Here is a 20,038-nt window from a genome sequence, read left to right as displayed (position 1 = left end):
CCGATCCATACGAGTTCTTGCCTGAACTTCCCAGCCTCATCGGCAACGTTGTCCTAGGTCCGTGCTTGCTCAGTCAGCAGCGAATTAGACGCTAGGAAATAACGACGGGTTGGTCGCAGATGAACAGGAAACACAATACAAGTAGCATTCGGCTAAAGAACCGTTTGTCCCTCAGTGAGCACAACCTTCGATCTCGAGATCTTCATGACAAGAGCGCATTTAGATGGATATAGCTCTTTAGAAGCCGTTGCAAGGATAGCCTGTTAGCTATTGTTATTGGAGCGAACGCGACGCTGATATTTCTGCTCATACATTAAAGCATCGGCCGCGGCAATACACTGATCAATGTTGGTACTACCTGGCTGAGCTGAATAGAATCCCATGGCTGCAGGAATCCCTGCTTCTTCCAAAGCCTCTTTGAATACTGAGAAATAAGCCTCTGTCTGGGATGGGGCTACTCCGTTGGCCAAAATCATGAACTCATCACCCCCGTATCGAGCGACGCGGCAGGACTCAGTGCTTTTACCTCTCAGGATCTCACCAGTGCGCTGCAACAATAAATCTCCAGCTGCATGACCTTGGCTGTCATTGACCTGCTTAAGCCCATTGAGGTCTATCACTGCAACCGAGACAGAATCGCCAAAAGCGTCGAGGCGTTCTTGCGCATCATTGGTGATCTTATCCCAGCCGCGTCGGTTCAACAGACCAGTTAAAGCATCTGTTTGCGCCAAGGCATCGGATAGCTCGCTATTTCTCCGTTCTCGATCAGCTACTCTTGCTAGCTTCAATTGGGCAGATAGAAGTGAACTGATAAGAGCAACGAGATCTTCATCTATTATTTCTCCTTCAGTGAGCGGATCGGTGCGCACGCCGCATAGGACCCCAAACATCTCATCCCGATCATCATTGATGGTGTACCCGGCATAGGCGCCCACCTTGGCTGAAGATCGCATACGCGAATAGTCAGGGTCTAGCTGCGTATTCTCCACAACATGAGCAGCACCTCTGGCCATTCGACTGCATAAAGATTCCTCCCACTCAACACGCTGACCAGTTTTGAGCAACTGACCCTGCTGCACGTGCAAATGGACCTGTTCTCCATCGATTACGCGAGAAACTGACCAATCCGTCAACGGAGTATGCCTTTTGAGGTAAGAAATAGCATGTTCGGCCGAATCGGTGAATATCTGAGCACCGTTAAACAACTGTGCATCTTTCGCAATGCGTGTCATCTTAGGCTCTAACCTCCGTGCAGCTCAGGCGATAATGCACTCAGAGCACAATTCGAAATTAAACAAACGTAAAATCCCCATGAGAACAGGAATCTTGTGCGAAACCGTTTCCTGATAAACAGGATAACAACCAGGTTCTGATTTGCTGAATGTTCTCTCTATATCCCACCAGAACCGTTTGGATATTGGACGAATGATCGCGAGTTCATTGAGCCAAACATCGGCAAAGATTCAAAACTTTGGCATGTATCACTACCCCGTATTCGCTCTTAGCGGTCGCTACGGCACCCACTAGGATTTTCGCTCAGCATGGTCACACAGGAATTTACTACTCAACCGCAACCATTGTGGAAGCTCCCGGCACTGGAAAGAACAGTCGATCGATCGCTGGCAGCTCGGTGAAGGTATGCAAGGGTGTGGTTGGGTCCCTTTAAGCAGTCCAGCAGCTATGCGATAGCTAACTGATTCTCTCTAACCCACTCATCCCAAAACCGGGACGGCGTCAACCCATCCAAAGACCCATGGGGACGCTCATGATTGTAAATGTCTTTCCATTCATCAGCCAAATACTTCGCTTCCACCATAGTGTCCATAATTTCCCCGGAAAGCTGTTCACGCCGGAACTGCGCATTGAACGACTCGATAAAACCGTTCTGCCAAGGTGAGCCCGGATCGATAAACGCAGTGGACACCCCCACAGTGTTGCACCAATCCACCAGCGCGTCAGCAGTGAACTCAGGCCCGTTATCACACCGCACAAACGTTGGCTGGATCCCAGTTTCAGCAATGATGTCCTCCAAAACAGCCACCACATCAGCAGCTTTAAAAGACCTGCGGGGAATGATCGCCAAAGCGGTCCGCGTGTACTCATCAATGACATTGAAGAACCGGATATGACGGCCACAAGAAGTGACATCCGACTGGAAATCAAAGCTCAGTACATGCATCGGGTACTCGGCGGTCAACCGCTTCTGTTCCCCAGCGTCTGGGCCGGTGCGCCGCTTCTTTCGACGCTTGGGCTTACAGACCAAGCCTTCTTCTCGCCATAATCGTCGGATGCGCTTGCTGTTCAAGACAGTGTCATTCCATCGTTCGGTGGCCAGCAAGTGCCAGCGGGCTTTGCGCCACCCCCACGTTGGATGCTTAGACGCGACAGCCCTCAAGTCGGCTCGTAGCTGCGCTTCGTCAAAGCTCATCGGTGTTTTTTTCTTACGTAGTGCCGAGCGGTTCTGGCCCAGAACGTGGCAAGCGAAGCGTTCGGACGCCCCGAATTTTTCCATCGCCATCCGTACAGCACGGCGGCGTGGTTCGGGGCTTAGAATTTTCCCTTGGCAACCTCAGTAAGGATGTCGTTGGCGAGCATCTGATCAGCGAGCAGCTTCTTGAGGCGCGCGTTTTCCTTCTCTAGCTCCTTGGTACGTTTGCTGGCTTCAGCGTTTTTCTCGGACCCGTACTGGTTGATCCAGCGGTACCAAGTAGCTTCGGTGATCTGAAGTTCCTTGATGACCTCGATCATCGGGTGTCCGTCGTTGAGCATCTTTTGTCCTTGACGGACTTTAGCGATGACCTGGTCTGGTGTGTGTCTGCGTGCCATTGTTTCTGTGATTCCTCCTGTGTCCATTGTCGGACACGAGTACTCGCATAGTCACTGGACTACTTTCCGGGGACCCAACCAGGTGCAGTGAAGCAGTACGTATCGACTACATCGACCAACAGAGGCAAGGCTGCCAATCATGCCTTCAACAAATTGCGCGGCAAGGGATATAACTCCAACTTTGCCGTGAACAAGTCGACGACCGGTTCGAAGATGAACTGTTCGCAGTTGGTGTGGGCGGCTTACAAGGCGGCGACGGGGATTGATCTGGACGGCAACGGCGGTTTGGGCGTTTATCCTTACAACATCAAGGATTCCCCAAAGACGGTGACGTACAAGACCCTCTAAGCGTACTGGAAAACTAGTATCTGGGCCGGCCTGAAATTGGGCCGGCCCAAACTCTGCACCAGAATGGAACATTCCATGATTCACACCCGTCGTATCATCACCGCAGCGGCAGTGGCGGCCACTGTTTTTACCCTGGTTAGCTGTTCACCAGCGGATCCCTCACCCCAAAAAACCGAGGCTCTAGGCGAGGCCACGTACGCACTGTGCTTCAGTGCTGCGAGCAGTGACATGGATGGGGAAAGCCAAGACGGAAAGGTTGTTCTGTTAAAGGATGATGGTGCTTTTACAGAGGTACAGACCTGGGGCATGGACATGTGCTCGATGGAGTGGACTGAGAAGGGGTTGTTCTTCAGTGATATGAAGACCGACTATCTGATTGATGGTGCCGGTTTGAAGAGTTTTGAGAATGCAAAAACTGATAGCCAATACGCCATGCTAGCCACAGCAGCGGATACTGCAGTGGGACTTTATAATCTGGGCTTCAGCGACGTGGGGTATACGACTCAGGTTGTGACCACTACCAGTTCCGGAACCTCTTTAGCCGAGGTTGAAGGTAGCTATTTCATTGCTGCTCAGTGCGAGGGGGAGGTCTTCGGAATTGGTTTGGCTACCGGCCCGTACTCGAAGACGGGGGATCCTGATACGGAGCCCATGGTTCTCAGCCAATTGACTGGCACGGAGGACGGCAAGGAAAAAGTTGTCGGCAGCAGTACACGGGCTAGAGAGGGCGCGGTACTCAATGATGCGCCATGCCATGATGGAAAAATCTACTACATCTCTGATGAGAGACGAGGTGGATTGGATGTTGCTGCTAAGGCCGTCTTATCGATATGGGACACCAAGACCGGTAAGTATGAGAGCAAGGCACTGATCTCAGATGAAGCGACTGAGCCTTTCATCAGTGAAGATGGTACGGGCCTTCCCCAGGTAACCCGCCAGTCGCTGAAGGACGGAAAGCTTGAATGGTACGGGGTTAAGGACTCGATCATGTCTACGGACATTCAGACGGGACGGACAGAACGCAAGTTTACGGTGGAAGCGTATAGCGATAATTCGGCTTCATCGAAGGCGATCTTCACTGATGCCGACGTTGTCATCATGTCGGATAACAATGATGGTTCTCCGTACAGGGTTTTGCGTTATGACCGGCACACCGGGGAAGAGGTGGGGCGGGCCGTGTTGGATGACGATCCCGCAAACCTCAGCAGTGGTTTCTTCTTTAGGGGATTTGCGGTGAAGCCGTGAGGGTCTACTTTGTTCTCGTTTAGCCGATTGTTTTGGTTGTGGAATTTCATTTCTCTGGTTGTGATGACCCGGGCTGATGACGGCTGGTTCTTATCGAGTTAGATCGACTTTCTGTGTAGATGACCAGCTTTTTCGTGTGATATCGACCTTTACGCAGCGGCCGGGGATAGCCGTCTCGCGGCAGGCTACCCTTCAGGGGCGACGCAGGTTGGTAGGGAACGGAAAATTGGCTCGGAGTCATAACGCCAGGACTCTGAACAAACCTAGTGATCAAGAACTGGCCGATGGCGGTTCGAGAAGCGATCACTGAACCATATTCTGCCGATGGCCCAGCTGACGGCCGCCAGCGGCACGGCAAGGATCGCCCCGATAATTCCAGCGAGCACGGCCCCGGCGCTTAACGCGATCAGAATAACCAGAGGGTGGATATGGAGGGTTTTCCCCATCACCAGCGGTTGGAGAAGGTTGCCCTCTAGCTGATTCACAGCGAAGCTGACGCCAATGATGATCAGTGCTGCCGTTGGGCCATTGGCCACGAAAGCGACCAGAGCGGCAAGAAGTCCGGTGGTGGTGGCGCCGAGTATTGGGATGAAGGCACCGATGAAGACCACGACAGCCAGAGGAAGCGCCAGGGGTACCTGCAAAATCCATAAGGCAAGGCCGATCAGCACGGAGTCAACCAGAGCTACGATGGCTGTGCCACGTACGTATCCGCCTAGCACCTCTATACCGTGTATTCCGGCGAGCCGGGCTTTTGCCAATTGTCGCCCTTTGAGGGGTATCAAGCAGAATGCCCACAACTTCTTGCCGTCTTTGAGGAAGAAGAACAAGATGACTGCCATGAGGATGAAACCAGTGAAGACCTGCGTGGCAACGAAGATGCTGTCTACCGCGGTGTTCCCTGCCGCCTTGCTGGTAACGAAATCGCTCGCCGCGTTGCGGGCATCCTGGATCATGGAATCATCTATGGGCAATGGTCCCTGTGCGATCCAGGCGTACAAACGGTCAAATTTTTTCACCGCCTGATCCACAAGTTCCGCCCACTGAGCACGGATGGTTACGACGACCCCGGCGATGACAGCCGCGAAACCGGAGAGTACGAGAATGTAGGCCGTCCCGCTAGCCACCGTGTTAGGCCACCCCTTGCCACGCAACCGATTCACCAGCGGTGCGATGGCTGCTGCCAGAATTACGGCCAGCAAGAATGGGATGACAACCAAAGTGACCTTGTGCAACCCGTAGACCGCAACCACAACCAAGGCAAGCAGCCATAGTATCTGGCGGGAGCGTTCACCAGCCCAGCTGAGGCTGTCGGGCCAGCGCATGCCCTCGGCCGGGTTCCGTTTATTATTTATCGTCTTCACGCGGGTCTCTTTTCTTGGGCAAGCTGCAGAAGGCCTCGTCAATTGCATTCAACTGCCCACGGCCGGTGCAAGATCTATGTTTCTTCGGGCGGGTAGCAGTGGTGCATGCTCCGCAGTTCTTGCAGCGCCAGAGGGTGCGGGCGGCACTGGTTTCGCCGTCTTGACGAACTTGTTTTCGCGTCCACCACAGCGGGGTTGATGCACAATTGTTGACCCGAGCACATGCTTTCAAAGCATCTGCTCGTGGCGGTGTTGCTAGCAGGGAAGTGTTTCAGATGGATTCTATACATCTTTGGGCACTGGACTTGCGTTGGGTGAGCTGGCTGTCAGCATTAAACACTGAAGCATCCCGCGATGTCCGTGGGATGCTTCAGTGCGAATAGGCTGATTTTCAGTTATACACAAGACCAGCTTAACTCTCCGCACCGCAGGTCAGTCAGCAAGTTCAGGATCATCCAGGGAATCTTCAGCTTGCGATTTACCTACTGCACCGAGGTGCGTGTTGTACGAGGTTCGATGTTCTAGGTCGCTGCACACGTAACAGGGGATTTCAAAAGTGATGGCACTGTGTGCCCAGTACCTGAACCGGAACGTTCTCGCCCCGTCAGGTGTGCCATGGGCGATGAATTCCCCCACTGTCTGGCCTTGTGGTTCGGCCAGTACGTTTTCCAATGCCGGGTTTGGCAGAAAGACGTACCAGAAGCTCAGGTGGTCCTCGGGTTCATCGTAGATCGCGACCACTGCGGATCGTCCGTGGATGGAGACCAGTCCCATGACGTCATCGAGTCGTTCGTGGGGTTCTGACAGGACGATGGGCATCCCTTCCCTTCAGCCGTAGGAGGCCAGATGGATGCGGGCTTGGCGGGAGCCAAGAATATGCTTGACGTGTTCAGCGGTGTGGGATCTTGGGCTGTGGATGGACATGGCGGGCCTCCGCTCCTGCGGCTCTTGCGGTATTTCCAGTTAGAGCCATGCCGTGATGCGTTGTCGTGGATGGTGCAGGTGCCAGGTTTGCCACGGGTACTATCGCGGAGTGTTCTTCCGACGGTACGCGCAATTCCCTCATATGGATACCCGACAGTTGAGTGTTGCTCTAACCCGGGGATTTCACGAAGACGGGTAGTCATTAACTGACTTAAAAGATGAAAAGGTGATCTGAACTGGAAAAATAGGAGTTGTCGAAGCTCTAAATCACCAGATCGAAGGATCACCTTTTCTGTGAACCATTCTACCCACGTTTTCCCTGTCCTCCCGACCCAACTCACCGGCCAAACCCTCGTCTCCCATGCCGGGTTGTCGGTGCTGACAAGCTTCCTGAACGCCTTGGACTTCCGCCAACTCTGCGAAGACCGGCTCAGCCAATTCGTGCCAGCCACCGCAACGCACCGGCCAGGAAAGATCCTTGGCGCGCTGGCCCTGTCCCTTGCTGCTGGCGGTGAGCAAGCCACAGATACCGACCAGCTTCGCGCCGCACCAGGACTCTTCGGACCCGTAGCGTCTGATGCCACGGTCAGCAGGTTCATGAGCCGCGTCAAGGACCAGCCAGAAGCCTTCTCCTACGGGTTCGCCACCATGACCCGCAGCCTGCGCTCCAAAATCTGGGCTGCGGCCGGGCCACGGAACCCAGCCCGGCTGGCCACGCCCACCAACCCGCTGATCATCGACATCGATGCCTCCCTGGTTCATGTCCACTCAGACAAGGAATCCAGCGCAGGAACCTACAAAGGCGGGTACGGATTCTCACCCATGATCGCCATGGCCGACTACGGCAAAGCCAACGGCACCGGCGAAGTCCTCGCCGTGCAGTTGCGCCCGGGCAACCGGGGCGCGAACTCAGCCAAATCCCATATCGAGGTGCTCAACCAAGCACTGGCCCAACTACCTGACGATTTCTATGACGAGCACGGAAACCTGTATGGCGAGAAGATCCTGGTCCGCACCGACAGTGCTGGCTCCTCCCGGGAGTTCTTGCATCACTTGGATTCGTTGGGGATCCAATTCTCCACCTCGTATTCTTTGCCGGTGATTAAGGAGCGGTTCATCCGGTGGATCGATGAGAAGAAATACTGGGAACCAGCGCTGAGCGCTGACGGGGACCAGCGTGATGATGCGTGGGTGGTCGACGCGTCCAAGGTGATCGAGCTGAAGAACTACCCTCCCGGAACCCGGATCTATTTGCGGGCCGAGCCGTTGCATCCCGGAGCGAAAGCAACCTTGTTCGATACCGACGGGAATAGGGTGACTGCATTCTTGACCAATAGCCCGCGGTTCAACGTGGCGTTCCTCGATGCCCGGCACCGGGCCCGTGGCCGGTGCGAAAACCGGATCAAGACGCTGAAGAGCACGGGGTTGGGCAAGCTGCCGTATTGGTCTTTTACCGCGAACCAGGCATGGGCTGACTTGGCGATGCTCGCACTGAATTTGGTGTCGTGGTTGCAACTTGCTGCGCTGCCTGGTGGCCATGCGGCAGGCTGCTGGGATATGAAGCGGTGGCGGTACCGGGTCTTTTCAATGGCCGGGAAAGTCGTCAACGGCGGTCGGCAACGCCGGCTTCTGATCCCTGAGAGAGCGCCTGCAGCGCGGCTGTTATGCCAGATGCACGAAGGTATCGGTACGTTGTTCCAGCGATGGCGCCACGGTGAGCTGGCTGCCTGATCTGGTAGTTGTCCTGCTGTTTCTTTGATTTCGAAAGGTCATTTCAACCCAGGTCGGTGGAGTCTGGCACCCAGCGCCGGTGCGTCAAGGCGCTATTTTGCATGGACAGAGTCAGGAACTGCCGCCGAGAACCCCTTGGTATCGGATTTCGGCGGCCGGCAGAGTCCTCATGAAAAATTTGGGCTAAATGAAGAGCTAGTTCGCGGGTGATAGCCCAAAGAATGATCAGCTTATTCTGAAATTCCTTCGCGGAGAAGAATCGAGCAAGGCTCGTGCTGCTAGTTATTATCGGCCACGTTCGCGGAGTTCAGCCAGGCTGCGTCAACCATGTCGAGCAGCCGGCGCATGCTGTGCAGTTCGGGCTGGTTTTGCTGGTCCTGTGCTGAAAGGTATCGAAGGTAATGCTGGAGCGCCTCGAAGAGGAAGTAGCTGTCTTCTTCGCGGTCGATATCGAGCACAACTCGGTAGGGGATAAAGGTTTTCGCTGAGCTCATCCAACTCATCCTGAAATGCCCAACTGCCGACATTGCGATGAAAGTCGGCAGTTGATTGAAGCGGATGCTGCGTCCCAGGCAGCTTTCCGCGCTGATGGTGAGCATTTCCTAACGCCTTTCACGAGAAGACGTCATTGAGAGGGGACTGGCAGGCAGCAGAGTCCGGTTCGAAGGCTACGAAGGGGGAGCGTCCTCGCTTCATGGGTGATGCCAACACGGTTTCGGGGCCTGTTTCTGGCCGCTGAGTTGTGACGGGTCCTGGTATCCGCAAACCTGGATAGAGGACCGAGGCCAACAACTAGCCCCAGACGGCGCCCGGTTCTGGCTCGCCAGCCGTTCCACGGGGTATTGGCTGACTGGCCAGGGGAATGAGCCAGAACCGGGGTTAAGGTGTTTACCTGCTAGTGCCCGCCGCGACGCGCTCGGCTCCAGATTGGTGTGCTGGCATCGGGTATCGAGCCGATGAGGTGGTTCGCGACTGCATCGCGGGGCAGGCCGGGATCTTGTGGGCGACGGCAGTGTTCTTCCAGAATTTCACGCGGAACTCAGCAATGAGCTCGGTCGACAGGCGTTCGAAGAACTCTCCCATGGTGAGTCGATCGGCGCAGGCCTTGGTGACTTTCAGTGCTGCTTGGGGGACGGTGACGTGCATCATGTGCAGTTCCTCGGTCTGCGGATCGAGCATGGCCACCAGCACTGCGCGGCCATGGATCGATGCCATTCCCATGGCATCGTTGAGCGTTTCGGCCGGCTGGGTCATGACGATCGGCATTCCCTGCGCCCAGCCGTAGTCGGACAGGTGGGCTTTGCCTTCACGGGTGGCGAGAAAATCAGCGACTCTGACTGCGGTTCGGGTTCGTACGATTCGACCTGGCATTTTAGATACTTCCCTTTCTTGCACTGCTCATGAAAATAGCGATATTGACGTAAGGCTCCGCAGCGGGATGCGCTTTGGAAAGGTTCTTTCGTTTTGGTGCTGCCGCTCTTGGCGGGCGGCGGGTGCTGCAGGTCCTAGGCCATGCTCAAATCTGCATGGGATGCACCTGATTGACTTCCCGAACTGGCGGGTTCGAGACCTGACCCGGGGGTGGGGGTCTGCTTCGGTGCGGCGAAAGGCTGATCGAGCCAATCCGCGGGGAGTTCGGCCTCGGGTGCGTGCTCCGGTGCTGCGAGAAGGCTCTCCTTGCCCGCGACGGCGAACTGCAGATTCTTCACCTCGAAGCGGACACCGAGCGCTGTTTCCATCTGCGGCAGGAGGGCGTCGTTGACGTACTGCATCAACTCGGACACCTGGTCTTCGCTTTTTGCCGTGCATGCCAAGTTGATGACCAGCTGCTCTGGGGAGCCGGTAATGGTGCATATTGCTGAATGCACGGTATCCCGGCTCTGGCACTGTTCAGAGGCGAAGGTGGCGATCTTCTGGATTCGCGTGCTCCACGCGTTGCCTTGCTGCGGGGAGGTTTCTACGGGAACTGCTAAGGATTTTTTCATCTTTCACTCCGGTACTGATAGCTGTTTCGTAGTAGAATATCTTTAGACAGGCTAACTATTAGCTAGGTTACATGAATTTTTCGGTGTTGGGCAAGCTGGACCTCGCGGAAAAGGGCATTGGAAGCCCCGGGGGTTGCGGGCATGGCGTTCGTATCCGGCGGAAGGAGTTCTTCTCATGAGTAGCTATCAAGCCAGCGGGTATTGGTATGGTGAGGGCGGTTCGGTGCCCGAGGCAGTGGATTTGTTGAATCTGATGCGCAGGTACCGTGAGGCTGAGCGCAGGATGCGAGCTGCGACCCGCGGTTCGATGGGGATGAACGAGACCGATATGTCCGCGCTGCGATTCCTGCTCTCCGCGCACCGCAAAGGGGTGACTCCCCGCCAGCGGGATTTTGCTGAGGAACTGGGGATCTCCAATGCTTCGGTGTCGGTATTGATCGACCGGTTATGCCGCGATGGGTATGCTGAGCGTGTTGTGCATCCTGCGGATCGGCGGTCTGTGGGAATTGTGCCCACGGATTACAGCGATACGGAAGTTCGTGGAACGCTGCATCGGATGCATGAGCAGATGATGGATGCCGTAGGCACGCTCTCCGAGGACGAGCGGGTTGCGGCAGCCAAGTTCCTGGAGGCTATGATCCGCAGTGTCGAGATCGATGACGAGCCAAGCCGGCCGTCCGCGGGGAGGGGCGCGGTGAGGGAGAGCGCCCTGCCTTCGCGGTAGGCACAAGGCGCAGGGCATGTGATTCGCCCATGGTGCGCAGCGTGGCTGCCGGCTTGACTGCCAGCCTTGCCGCGGGGCGGTCCTGGCTGGTCGGCTAAGGCATTTATCGGGCGAGTGCCAAATGCGCGAAAGAGCCCATTTCCGGGTTTCTGGGGAAAAGCTTATGGCTACTGCCATGGATAACCCAGGGCCGTAGGGTGGGGGCAGCAAAATTATTTAGCCGGTCTAACAAGTTAGGATGATGCAAATGCGACGAAAGCACCTTGACGTCAGTGTCAGCCATGACGAGTTCGAAGATCTGAATAACGCTCTGGAGGACCATCGAGATGGTTTCAAGAGGATGGCCGAAGAGGCGGCCAATGGCTTCGGCTTGGAACCGGAATACTGGGAAGGGCGAGCTGCGGAAGTCGAGGGTCTGCGCGAGACGATTCACGAGCACAGTACTGACGAGCTCGAACAGGGCGAGTCTTCCACCAAAGAAGCGGACACTGGCCCCGAGGTCGATTCGGCTCGGGATCGGGACTTCGAGTCTGATTCTCGTCAATGAACATCCGGCGCAGGCATGCCAGATGCGCTTCCTCGCACGGCAACGGTCCACCGCGATTCCGTGGTGGACCGTTGCTCCGCGGGTGCAGTTAGGCACGCTTTCGCGTGAGCACTCCCCAAATGACCAGTACGATCAACGAACCGCCGATGGCCAGAAGCCAACTGGACAGGGACCAGAACTGATCCACTCCTTCACCGAAGACGGCTGAGCCGATCCAGCCACCTACGACCGCGCCGACGATGCCCAGCAGTAAAGTAGCGAGCCATCCGCCACCCTGCTCTCCGGGTTTGATGGCCTTGGCAATAGCACCGGCTATCAGTCCCAGAACGATCCAACCTAAAATACCCATGAGCTCTCCTCCATTATTTTGTATCGGGTCTTGTTCGTCGTCGGCGACACTCGCCCCTTGTCCCGTAAGCTACCCGCAAGTAAGAGCCACTGGCTGATTGCTGGAAGATTCCTGATGGCTGAGGGAATGCGATAGGGGCGAAAACGCCATTGCGTACTACCACGTCCAGAGGGTGGGAGGCAAAAGTCCTCACGCTGCAAAAAGAGCAACATGACCCGGCTGCCGGGCTAGCAGGACGCTATCTGGCTTTATCGGAAAAGGGGTATCCATTTAGATCCCCAAGTCCTGGCCCGGTACGGGAGCGCTGGGGTTGTGTGGGTTGTTTCGCCAGGGGTGGTCCTCTGGCTCCACGTCGAGGGTGCCGGGTTGGGAGCGTGGGCCGGTCACCCCGGTGGGACGCACTGCTTTGGGAACAGGGGTGCGCACCAAGGACCGGAAGGTGACCGGTTGCCCGTCGACGGCACGTTGGAGCAGCCTCATGAACACCAGGCCTCGGTGGCGGCTGTGGCGCCGGTTGAAGCGGAAGACGAACTCATCCAGGTACTCCTGCAGGTGATCACTGCTGCCACCGCCCTGATAGGTGCCATCCAGCATTCGTTTGACCTGAGCGAACAGACGGTGGACCGCCGGCAACGACTCATGCGCCGGCCGGCCGGAGGTGCTGACGTTGAAGGGTTCATGGACGTATCCCTTGAGCGCGGAGGGATAGGACCTCCACCCGTCGGTAGCGATCGTCGCCCCAGCGGCCACGTTAGTTCTGGCGAACGCTCCCAGTGAGGCGGCAGAGGCATCGGGGATGACGGCCAACCGGGCGCGCCCCCACCCGTGGTCTGTGACCTCGATGGCCCCGGCTACCAGCGTCTTGCCGGCCGATCCTCGCCCGCCCACACCGGTGCGATGGCCGCCGATGAAGGTCTCATCGATCTCGACCCGGCCCGAGAGGGGCTCACTCTCAGCGGTGCCCATCACCGATCGCAGCTTGGCCAGCATCGTCCACGCCGTCTGATACGTGGAAATCGGCAGGACCCGGTGCAGAAGGGTCGAAGAGACCCCTGTCTTGCCTGAGGTCACCAGCCATACGGCCTCGAACCAGACCGTCAGCGGGATACGGGTCTTGTGGAAAATCGTCCCGGAAGTCACAGACACCTGCTTGCGACAACCATGACAGCGGTAGCGTCCTGATGCCTCACGCCCCACTTTCACCGCCCCGCAGTGAGGACACATGAATCCCTCCGGCCAGCGCAGCCAATCCAGGTAATCCAGGCACGCCTCGTCTGTGGGGAACCAGGCCCGTAGCTGGGCCAGATCCACCGGATAATCCCTGCCGGCGATAGGCTGGGCCATGACTCACACCCCTCTACGGTGTAGTCCATGCCCCCGGCTGTTGGCGCAGCGCGGGGGCCCTTACGTTGGCTCAACCTAACAGGCGCAAATCCTGGGGATCTAAATGGATACCCCTTTGCGGTCAACATCCTATCGAAGGGCCAGGGCCATCTGCCCAGGGCCTTCGCCAAGCCCGGAAGCGAGAAGTTCGTGGGGGTCGACTACACGTTGGATGCCGGTCTGCCCGTACTGGAGGATGTCTCGGCCTACCTGCTCTGCTCGATCGTGGACATCCTGGACGGCGGTGATCACTACATCGTCGTCGGCCGCGTGGAGTCGTTTAAGCGGCATGACCGGGAACCGCTCATCTTCCACCGCGGCAAGGTCGTCGACATGGCTCCCGCGACGGGCCCACGGTGAGGGTTGACCTCCGGCGCTCTGAATCCGGACAGACCGGCGAGATCGCCGTCGATCTGATCCGGGTACATGACTTCTCGGACTTCGGCGTCGACATCGGACCGGGACTCGCACTCGACGAGGTCGACTTCGCACTCCGGTCTGCCGGCGCGGGGTCCCTCGCGGAGGACCGGGCCCACGCCTGGATCTCCCTGAGCTGGCTGAGTCCCCGATGCGTCGGCACGCCACTCACCCGCCAGCTCGAGTTCGATGCCATGGTCGCGTATGCGCAGAAGCATGGCTGGGTATCAGGTGGTCACACGGCGATCCGTGGGCACCTCGAACGGCTGGTTTCTCCAACACTCTCGTCGCGGCAGGATGGACTATGAAGAGCTACACAGTAGAAGTCAACGGACTGAAAACCCACTATCTGGAGGCGGGAGATGCCGACGGGTACCCGATGGTCATGCTGCACTCCGGGGAGTATGGCGGATGCGCGGAGGGGTCGTGGAAGGTCGCCATCCCTCCGCTCGTCGAGGCGGGCTTCCATGTCTATGCCCCCGACTGGCTGGGCTTTGGGCAGTCTGACAAGGTTGTCGATTTCGCCAACCCCAAGGGTCGCCGCATGGAACATATGGCCGGTTTCATCCGTTCCCTCGATCTGGACCCGGATCCGGTGCTGGTGGGCAATTCCATGGGTGGGACGTACCTGCTGCAGGAACTGGGGAAGCGCACGCCCGCCTTCCGCGCTGCGGCTGCCATCGTGGCGAGCGGCGGCGGGTTCGTCCCCAACAACCAGGCGCGACGGGACATCCAAGACTACAACATGACGAAAGAGCGGATGCGTGAGATCCTGGGCGTGGTGCTACATGATCCGCGTTGGGTCGAGGACGAGGAGTTCATCACCTGGCGTCATGAGCTGAGCCTCGTCCCGGGGGCGTGGGAATGTGCGGCATCAGCGCGTCTGGTGCCGCCCGGGACCAGCCGTGGCGGTGGCGAGTTCGGCAAGGAGGACACGACCCGCTATGAGGAGATCGAGTGCCCCACACTCCTCGTGGCCGGTGCCCAGGACCCGCTGCGGGTTCCCGGCTATGCCGACGAGATTGCCGAGCGCATTCCAACCGCCCGCGTGCGGACCTACGACGAGTGCGGGCACATGCCGAACATCGAGTACCCTGATCTCTTCGTGGCCGACGTCATAGAATTCTGCCGGGACATGATCCCTGAGGGCCGATCGCTGCTGACCGAATCCACTTCTCAGGGCTGAGGTTGACGCGCAGAAGGGCAGCCGAATGAGTGAGGTTGCAGCCACGGGGATCCAGCCAGAGGCCTTGGCGGCCTGGGACAGTAGCTACCTTCGCCAGTTGCCCACGGATATCCGTGACACGCTACTGGCGGAGGCCTTCTTCGTGTCCATTCCCGCTGGCGCCTCAATCTATACCCCCTATGGGGCCAGCAGGTTCGGGATCGTCTGCCGGGGCCAGGCCCGCGTCCAGGCCATCTCCGAGGACGGCCGTGCCGTGACCATCCGCTATGCCGGGAAGGGGCAGATCGTGGGGTTGCCGGTCGTGCTGGGCACCCGGTCGCCCGCTGCCGCCCGGACCATCTCGGACTGCGAGATCCTCTTCCTGAACACGATGACAGTCAGCCGGCTGACGCGTCAGCGCCTGGAGATGGCCGAACTGTTCTTGCGCGAGGTCACCTCGATCCTCAATGAGGCCATCGAGCTGCTGGCGGATAACGTCTTCGGCTCGGTGCTGCAACGGGTCTCCCGGCACCTGCTCGACCTCGCCGAACCCACCAGCAAGGGGCTGATCGTCAGCGCAGACCAGCACAGCATCGCCGCGTCCATCGGCTCGGTCCGCGAGGTTGTGGCCCGAGCTCTGCGTCGGCTGCGCGAGGACGGCCTGATCGTCAGCACCTCGGGGGGAATACTCCTGCTGGACAAGGAACACCTCACCGAGCTGGGACGTCGAGAGCACGAGTAGGGACGGGTTCGTCCGTCCCTGCCATCCAATTTCTGCGATGTGCACCGGCATCACGTGCTAGCGGACATGCCAATCTCCTTGTAGACGGACAAGGACTTCCCTGCTGACGGACAGTTGATCTCCCTGTCCGTGGCTACCGGACTGATCGTGTCGGTCCACCTAAAGACGTCCCTCCGGGGTTGGCTCGAGGTCTCTGACCACACACGAGCCGATTCCGCCGGAGGGACGCATGAAGAAGTCTGACAGGGAGATCATGGAAATTCTTGAGGCCTACGACGCCACGGGCAGCGCGCACTCGGCGGCGCAGCTCGCCGGAGTGGATCCGAAGACCATCCGGCGCTATGTCGCGGCACGGGATGCGGGACGGCCGGTGACCGGGCCGGGGCGGCGTCCGCGGATGATCGACCAGTTCCTGCCGAAGATCGAGGAATGGGTCGAGCGCTCCAAGGGCAAGGCCCGGGCTGATGTCATCCACGGCCGGCTCGTCGGGCTGGGGTTCACCGGCGTCGAGCGGACCACCCGCAGGGCGGTGGCCGAGGTGAAGGCCGCGTGGCGGGCCGGGAGCCTGCGTACCTACCGGCCGTGGATCACCGAGCCTGGTTTGTGGCTTCAGTTCGACTGGGGCGAGGGCCCGCGCGTGCCGGGCCCGGACGGGACGCCGCGGCGCACGTGGCTGTTCTGTGCCTGGCTGGCCTGGTCCAGGTACCGGGTGGTGATCCCGGTGTGGGACCAGACCCTGCCGAGCCTGATCGCGTGCCTGGACGCGACCCTGCGCCGGATCGGTGGAGCCCCGACCTACATCCTCACCGACAACCCGAAGACCGTGACCGTGGACCACGTGGCCGGGGTGCCGGTGCGCCACCCACAGGTCGTCGAGGTCGCCCGGCATTACGGCACCCAGGTCCATACCTGTGTGCCGTACGATCCGGAGTCCAAGGGCGGCACGGAGGCCACGGTGAAGATCGCCAAGGCCGACCTGGTGCCCACCGAAGCCAACCTGCGCGCCCAGTACGCCTGTTTCGCCGAGCTCGAGGCCGCCTGTGATGCATTCACGGCCAAGGTCAACGCGCGCCGGCACCGCGAGTCCGCCAGGGTGCCGGCGGATGCCCTGGTCGAGGAGCGGGCCCGGCTGCACGTGCTGCCGGCCGCCCCGCACACCATGGCGCTCGGGACGACCCGGGTCGTGAACACCGACCAGACCATCCGGTTCGGCTCGGTGCGGTACTCCACCCCGCCCGGGCTGGTCGGGGCCGAGGCCTGGGTCCGTGCGGCCGGTTCCGAGCTGGTGGTCGTCGCTGATCTCGACGCCCTGCCGATGACTCCTGCTTGGGCGGGAGAGCGTCGTGGGCTGGTGGAGGTCGCCCGCCACCGGTTGGCGACTCCGGGTAACCCGAGGATCGATCTGGCCCATTATCCGGACCACCCGCAGGACCCCGACGGGGCACCCCGGCCGCCGCGGCCCCGCCCCCGCAGCGCCGCGGAGCGGGAGTTCCTGGACCTCGGCGCCGGTGCCCACTCCTGGCTGGTGGAGGCCTCGGCCGTCGGGACGGCCAGGATCCGGGCGAAGATGACCGCCGCAGTGCAACTGGCCGCCCTGGTCGGCGCCGAGAAGGTCGACGCCGCACTCGGTGTCGCCGCGACCGCTGGCCGGTTCGACGAGGACGACCTCGCCTCGATCGTGGACCACCAGGCAACCGGAGCCAGCCCGGCCGAGCTCGTCGTCGCCGACGAAGCCCATTCTGCCCAGCCCGGCACCAGCGCCTGGGCCGGATTCACCACGACCAGCAAGGAACCCACCGCGTGAGATCAACCATCACAACCTCCACTGCCTCCTCAGTGATGCCGGCGCCGCCGTTGCCCGAAGATCTCACCGAGGTCCTCAAGCGGGTGCGGATGCCCCACCTGCGGGCCGTGGCCCCCGAGGTGCTGGCCACGGCCAAGGCCCAACGGTGGGACCCCACCGAGGTGCTCCGCGTGCTGCTGGCCGAGGAGATCCGGGGACGGGACGAGGCCACCAAAGCCGCCCGGCGCAAGGCCGCCGGACTGCCGGCCGGCAAGACCTTCGACTCCTGGCGCGAAGCCGATTCCTCGATCCCGGCTCCAACCCAGTCGGCCCTGGCCGCCTTGGAATGGGTTCACCGCGGGGAGAACCTGGCCGTCACCGGTCCCTCCGGCACGGGCAAGACCCATTTCGTGGAGGCCTTGGCCCACCGGGTCATCGATGCCGGGATGCGGGTCTCGTGGTTCACCCTGGAGTCCCTGACCACCGCGATCGGCCGGGCCGCCGTCGACGGGTCGACGAGCAAGGTTCTGGCCAGGATCACCCGAGCCGAACTCGTCGTTGTTGATGACATCGGCATGCTCCCCACCGGGCAGGCCGCTGCCGAGGCGTTCTACCGACTCGTGGATGCCACCTACGAACGCCGCAGCCTGGCAGTGACCAGCAATATCCACCCGTCTGGCTTTGATTCGTTCATGCCGACCACCCTGGCCACCGCGGCCGTGGACCGGCTGCTGCATCACGCTCACGTCATCGTCACCGAGGGCGCCTCGCTACGTCATGCCGAGGCAACCGCCGGACGCGGGGTCAAACCCCTGACCTGATCGGCAGGGAGATCAGTTGTCCGCAGACAGGGAGATAACGTGTCCGCCGGCAGGGAGATCAGAAGTCCGCCCACAGGGAAGTCCCGGTGTCCCTTGACAATCACGCAATCGAGTGATAAAAATTACATACATGTGAAGGAACAGTGCCTAGCGTGTAATCCACGTCACAATCAGCCGATCGAAACATCGCTGGCGCGACGTTCAGACTGTCATTCCTATCAAGAAGGGTGCACCCCCATGGCCACACAGCAGGAAATCCCGTCGCCGCCTGCGCCAGCCAGCGCTGCCAAGGAGTCGCGCCGCGCCGTTGTCGCCGGCACGGTCGGCAACATGATGGAATGGTACGACTTCGCGGTCTACGCGTATCTCACGCCGATCATCTCGAGGTTGTTCTTCCCGGGAGACGATCCGCTGATCGGCGTCCTGTCGACCTTCGCCATCTTCGCGGTCGGATTCCTGATGCGGCCGGTCGGTGCCGTCTTCTTCGGCTGGTACGCGGACAAGGCGGGCCGCAAACAGGCGCTGATCGTCTCCGTGACGCTGATGGGCATCGCGACCATCTGCCTTGGTCTGATCCCGACCTACTTTCAGGCCGGCGTGTTCGCCACCGTCTTGCTGACCCTCTGCCGGTTGGCCCAGGGCTTCTCCCTGGGCGGTGAGCACGGGACCTCCACCTCGTTCCTGGTGGAGTACGCCCCGAAGGGCAAGCGAGGCCTGTACGGCTCGTTGGCTTACTTCTCCTCGATCCTCGGGATGGCCATCGGTGCCATCGTGGTCCTGTTGCTGACCCTCTTCCTGTCGGCCGAGGCCCTTGACGGCTGGGGCTGGCGAGTGGCCTTCCTGTTGAGCTTCCCGCTTTTGGCGTTCGGTACCTACATCCGCGTGCGGGTCGGCGAGACGCCTGAGTTCAAGAAGACCCGTGAGGACGCCAAGGTGGCCACGACTCCCCTCATCACGATCTTCCGCGACCACTGGCGGAGCATGCTGAGCGTCATCGGCGTGGGCGTGGGCTTCGCCATCAGCACCTACGTGGTCGTCAGCTTCATCTTGAGCTTCCTGCAGACCGTGGTCGGCGTGGAGCCGATCCCGGCGAACCTGACGGTCGTGGTCGCCACGTTGTTCGGCGCCGTGCTGATCCCGCTGTTCGGCTGGCTGTCGGACAAGTATGGGCGAAAGCAGGTGCTGGTCGCTGCCTGCATCGCCTGCATGGTCCTCCCGATCATCGGCTTCTTCATAGTCGTCACCGGTTCCCTGCCGGCCGTCATGATCGGCCAGCTATTGATGTGGATTCCGGTGTCAATCTTCTGTGGCGTCACGCCAGCCGCCTATGCAGAGATGTTCCCCACGGAGATCCGCGTCTCCGGCTTCGGCATCGCCTACGCCATCGCCACCGCCGTATTCAGCGGCACCGCGCCCTTCGTCGCGACCCTCCTGGTGGAGGTTACGGGTGTCACCGTCGCCCCGGGCTGGTACATCGCCGTGGCCGGCCTGGTCAGCCTGATCTTCGTCTTGCGGCTCCGCGAGACCAGCCGCGATGACCTGCCCAGCAACGCTAACTCCGGGGCTCCCGCAGCAGCCGAGGTCACCGAAGCGGCCAGGCCGGGCGACAACGAAGTCCTGGTTGAACCGTGACGCTCGCGAACCCACCCGGAACCCCGGGATCCATTGATTCAGATACCCAGCG

The 20,038-nt window shown here is 59.7% G+C and carries 20 protein-coding genes; 11 read left to right on the top strand and 9 right to left on the bottom strand.

Annotation, left to right across the window (positions count from 1 at the left end; translation table 11 throughout):
- Positions 1 to 263: 263 nt before the first annotated feature.
- Positions 264 to 1,232, bottom strand: coding sequence for a GGDEF domain-containing protein (locus ACR9WD_RS15380; RefSeq protein WP_149597479.1), 969 nt, complete (start codon positions 1,230 to 1,232; stop codon positions 264 to 266).
- 446 nt (positions 1,233 to 1,678) lie between these two features.
- Positions 1,679 to 2,826, bottom strand: a protein-coding gene (locus ACR9WD_RS15375) for an IS3-like element ISAar3 family transposase (protein ID WP_149597804.1) whose coding sequence is annotated in 2 segments (ribosomal slippage) — positions 1,679 to 2,553 and positions 2,553 to 2,826 — 1,149 coding nt in all. Because the reading frame shifts where the segments join, the coding sequence is not laid out codon by codon here.
- 87 nt (positions 2,827 to 2,913) lie between these two features.
- Between ACR9WD_RS15375 and ACR9WD_RS15370 the strand changes: the two genes are divergently transcribed.
- Together ACR9WD_RS15370 and ACR9WD_RS15365 are read left to right on the top strand one after the other, a co-directional pair.
- Positions 2,914 to 3,174, top strand: coding sequence for a YiiX/YebB-like N1pC/P60 family cysteine hydrolase (locus ACR9WD_RS15370; protein WP_434922394.1), 261 nt, complete (start codon positions 2,914 to 2,916; stop codon positions 3,172 to 3,174).
- A gap of 75 nt (positions 3,175 to 3,249) precedes the next feature.
- Positions 3,250 to 4,419, top strand: a complete 1,170-nt coding sequence (locus ACR9WD_RS15365; RefSeq protein ID WP_190264179.1) for a hypothetical protein — start codon at positions 3,250 to 3,252, stop codon at positions 4,417 to 4,419.
- A 263-nt stretch (positions 4,420 to 4,682) separates the two neighbouring features.
- On the opposite strand, the gene ACR9WD_RS15360 is transcribed toward ACR9WD_RS15365, so the two are convergent.
- Together ACR9WD_RS15360 and ACR9WD_RS15355 are read right to left on the bottom strand one after the other, a co-directional pair.
- Positions 4,683 to 5,783 (bottom strand): AI-2E family transporter, encoded by a 1,101-nt coding sequence (locus ACR9WD_RS15360; RefSeq protein WP_223308819.1) that lies wholly within the window; start codon positions 5,781 to 5,783, stop codon positions 4,683 to 4,685.
- A gap of 432 nt (positions 5,784 to 6,215) precedes the next feature.
- Complete coding sequence (locus ACR9WD_RS15355; protein ID WP_190264177.1) at positions 6,216 to 6,602, bottom strand: hypothetical protein; 387 nt, start codon at positions 6,600 to 6,602, stop codon at positions 6,216 to 6,218.
- A 399-nt stretch (positions 6,603 to 7,001) separates the two neighbouring features.
- Here ACR9WD_RS15355 and ACR9WD_RS15350 point away from each other — a divergent pair, with 399 nt between their 5' ends.
- On the top strand, positions 7,002 to 8,438 hold the full coding sequence (locus ACR9WD_RS15350) for an IS1380 family transposase (protein WP_434922393.1): 1,437 nt from the start codon (positions 7,002 to 7,004) through the stop codon (positions 8,436 to 8,438).
- 278 nt (positions 8,439 to 8,716) lie between these two features.
- Here the strand turns inward: ACR9WD_RS15350 and ACR9WD_RS15345 are convergent, their stop codons facing one another.
- From ACR9WD_RS15345 to ACR9WD_RS15335, 3 genes are all read right to left on the bottom strand, one after another.
- On the bottom strand, positions 8,717 to 9,037 hold the full coding sequence (locus ACR9WD_RS15345) for a hypothetical protein (protein ID WP_190264176.1): 321 nt from the start codon (positions 9,035 to 9,037) through the stop codon (positions 8,717 to 8,719).
- A gap of 289 nt (positions 9,038 to 9,326) precedes the next feature.
- Positions 9,327 to 9,809 (bottom strand): hypothetical protein, encoded by a 483-nt coding sequence (locus ACR9WD_RS15340; protein ID WP_149597474.1) that lies wholly within the window; start codon positions 9,807 to 9,809, stop codon positions 9,327 to 9,329.
- Positions 9,810 to 9,943: 134 nt separating this feature from the next.
- Positions 9,944 to 10,423 (bottom strand): hypothetical protein, encoded by a 480-nt coding sequence (locus ACR9WD_RS15335; protein ID WP_121867556.1) that lies wholly within the window; start codon positions 10,421 to 10,423, stop codon positions 9,944 to 9,946.
- A 175-nt stretch (positions 10,424 to 10,598) separates the two neighbouring features.
- Here ACR9WD_RS15335 and ACR9WD_RS15330 point away from each other — a divergent pair, with 175 nt between their 5' ends.
- Both ACR9WD_RS15330 and ACR9WD_RS15325 read left to right on the top strand, forming a co-directional pair.
- On the top strand, positions 10,599 to 11,147 hold the full coding sequence (locus ACR9WD_RS15330) for a MarR family winged helix-turn-helix transcriptional regulator (RefSeq protein WP_073707025.1): 549 nt from the start codon (positions 10,599 to 10,601) through the stop codon (positions 11,145 to 11,147).
- Between the two features lie 247 nt (positions 11,148 to 11,394).
- Positions 11,395 to 11,694, top strand: a complete 300-nt coding sequence (locus ACR9WD_RS15325; RefSeq protein ID WP_149597472.1) for a hypothetical protein — start codon at positions 11,395 to 11,397, stop codon at positions 11,692 to 11,694.
- Between the two features lie 88 nt (positions 11,695 to 11,782).
- Here ACR9WD_RS15325 and ACR9WD_RS15320 read toward each other — a convergent pair whose 3' ends face one another.
- Positions 11,783 to 12,043, bottom strand: coding sequence for a GlsB/YeaQ/YmgE family stress response membrane protein (locus ACR9WD_RS15320; RefSeq protein WP_066142438.1), 261 nt, complete (start codon positions 12,041 to 12,043; stop codon positions 11,783 to 11,785).
- Positions 12,044 to 12,313: 270 nt separating this feature from the next.
- Positions 12,314 to 13,387 (bottom strand): IS1595 family transposase, encoded by a 1,074-nt coding sequence (locus ACR9WD_RS15315; protein ID WP_190264161.1) that lies wholly within the window; start codon positions 13,385 to 13,387, stop codon positions 12,314 to 12,316.
- A 27-nt stretch (positions 13,388 to 13,414) separates the two neighbouring features.
- Between ACR9WD_RS15315 and ACR9WD_RS15310 the strand changes: the two genes are divergently transcribed.
- From ACR9WD_RS15310 to ACR9WD_RS15285, 6 genes are all read left to right on the top strand, one after another.
- On the top strand, positions 13,415 to 13,786 hold the full coding sequence (locus ACR9WD_RS15310; protein ID WP_190264175.1) for a flavin reductase family protein: 372 nt from the start codon (positions 13,415 to 13,417) through the stop codon (positions 13,784 to 13,786).
- Positions 13,787 to 14,147: 361 nt separating this feature from the next.
- A complete protein-coding gene (locus ACR9WD_RS15305) occupies positions 14,148 to 15,029 on the top strand; it encodes an alpha/beta fold hydrolase (protein WP_190264174.1) in 882 nt (293 codons plus the stop codon).
- A gap of 25 nt (positions 15,030 to 15,054) precedes the next feature.
- Positions 15,055 to 15,750 (top strand): Crp/Fnr family transcriptional regulator, encoded by a 696-nt coding sequence (locus tag ACR9WD_RS15300; RefSeq protein WP_190264173.1) that lies wholly within the window; start codon positions 15,055 to 15,057, stop codon positions 15,748 to 15,750.
- A 229-nt stretch (positions 15,751 to 15,979) separates the two neighbouring features.
- A complete protein-coding gene (istA, locus tag ACR9WD_RS15295; protein ID WP_190264172.1) occupies positions 15,980 to 17,554 on the top strand; it encodes an IS21 family transposase in 1,575 nt (524 codons plus the stop codon).
- Positions 17,551 to 18,354, top strand: a complete 804-nt coding sequence (gene istB, locus ACR9WD_RS15290; protein ID WP_317628473.1) for an IS21-like element helper ATPase IstB — start codon at positions 17,551 to 17,553, stop codon at positions 18,352 to 18,354. Before istA ends, istB begins: the two co-directional genes overlap by 4 nt.
- 237 nt (positions 18,355 to 18,591) lie before the next feature.
- Complete coding sequence (locus tag ACR9WD_RS15285) at positions 18,592 to 19,986, top strand: MFS transporter (protein WP_190264171.1); 1,395 nt, start codon at positions 18,592 to 18,594, stop codon at positions 19,984 to 19,986.
- Positions 19,987 to 20,038 lie beyond the last annotated feature (52 nt).

The organism is Glutamicibacter sp. PAEs-4 (genome assembly GCF_051161755.1).
GTDB lineage: Bacteria > Actinomycetota > Actinomycetes > Actinomycetales > Micrococcaceae > Glutamicibacter > Glutamicibacter nicotianae.
The sequence above is the reverse complement of the archived record's forward strand: the minus strand, read 5'-3'. Positions and strand labels throughout refer to the sequence as shown.

Coding starts and splice junctions, on each gene's coding strand:
- ACR9WD_RS15380 (WP_149597479.1), bottom strand. CDS start 1,232: ATGACACGCATTGCGAAAGATGCACAGTTGTTTAACGGTGCTCAGATA.
- ACR9WD_RS15365 (WP_190264179.1), top strand. CDS start 3,250: ATGATTCACACCCGTCGTATCATCACCGCAGCGGCAGTGGCGGCCACT.
- ACR9WD_RS15355 (WP_190264177.1), bottom strand. CDS start 6,602: ATGCCCATCGTCCTGTCAGAACCCCACGAACGACTCGATGACGTCATG.
- ACR9WD_RS15345 (WP_190264176.1), bottom strand. CDS start 9,037: ATGCTCACCATCAGCGCGGAAAGCTGCCTGGGACGCAGCATCCGCTTC.
- ACR9WD_RS15340 (WP_149597474.1), bottom strand. CDS start 9,809: ATGCCAGGTCGAATCGTACGAACCCGAACCGCAGTCAGAGTCGCTGAT.
- ACR9WD_RS15335 (WP_121867556.1), bottom strand. CDS start 10,423: ATGAAAAAATCCTTAGCAGTTCCCGTAGAAACCTCCCCGCAGCAAGGC.
- ACR9WD_RS15330 (WP_073707025.1), top strand. CDS start 10,599: ATGAGTAGCTATCAAGCCAGCGGGTATTGGTATGGTGAGGGCGGTTCG.
- ACR9WD_RS15325 (WP_149597472.1), top strand. CDS start 11,395: ATGCGACGAAAGCACCTTGACGTCAGTGTCAGCCATGACGAGTTCGAA.
- ACR9WD_RS15320 (WP_066142438.1), bottom strand. CDS start 12,043: ATGGGTATTTTAGGTTGGATCGTTCTGGGACTGATAGCCGGTGCTATT.
- ACR9WD_RS15315 (WP_190264161.1), bottom strand. CDS start 13,387: ATGGCCCAGCCTATCGCCGGCAGGGATTATCCGGTGGATCTGGCCCAG.
- ACR9WD_RS15310 (WP_190264175.1), top strand. CDS start 13,415: ATGCCCCCGGCTGTTGGCGCAGCGCGGGGGCCCTTACGTTGGCTCAAC.
- ACR9WD_RS15305 (WP_190264174.1), top strand. CDS start 14,148: ATGAAGAGCTACACAGTAGAAGTCAACGGACTGAAAACCCACTATCTG.
- ACR9WD_RS15300 (WP_190264173.1), top strand. CDS start 15,055: ATGAGTGAGGTTGCAGCCACGGGGATCCAGCCAGAGGCCTTGGCGGCC.
- istA (WP_190264172.1), top strand. CDS start 15,980: ATGAAGAAGTCTGACAGGGAGATCATGGAAATTCTTGAGGCCTACGAC.
- ACR9WD_RS15285 (WP_190264171.1), top strand. CDS start 18,592: ATGGCCACACAGCAGGAAATCCCGTCGCCGCCTGCGCCAGCCAGCGCT.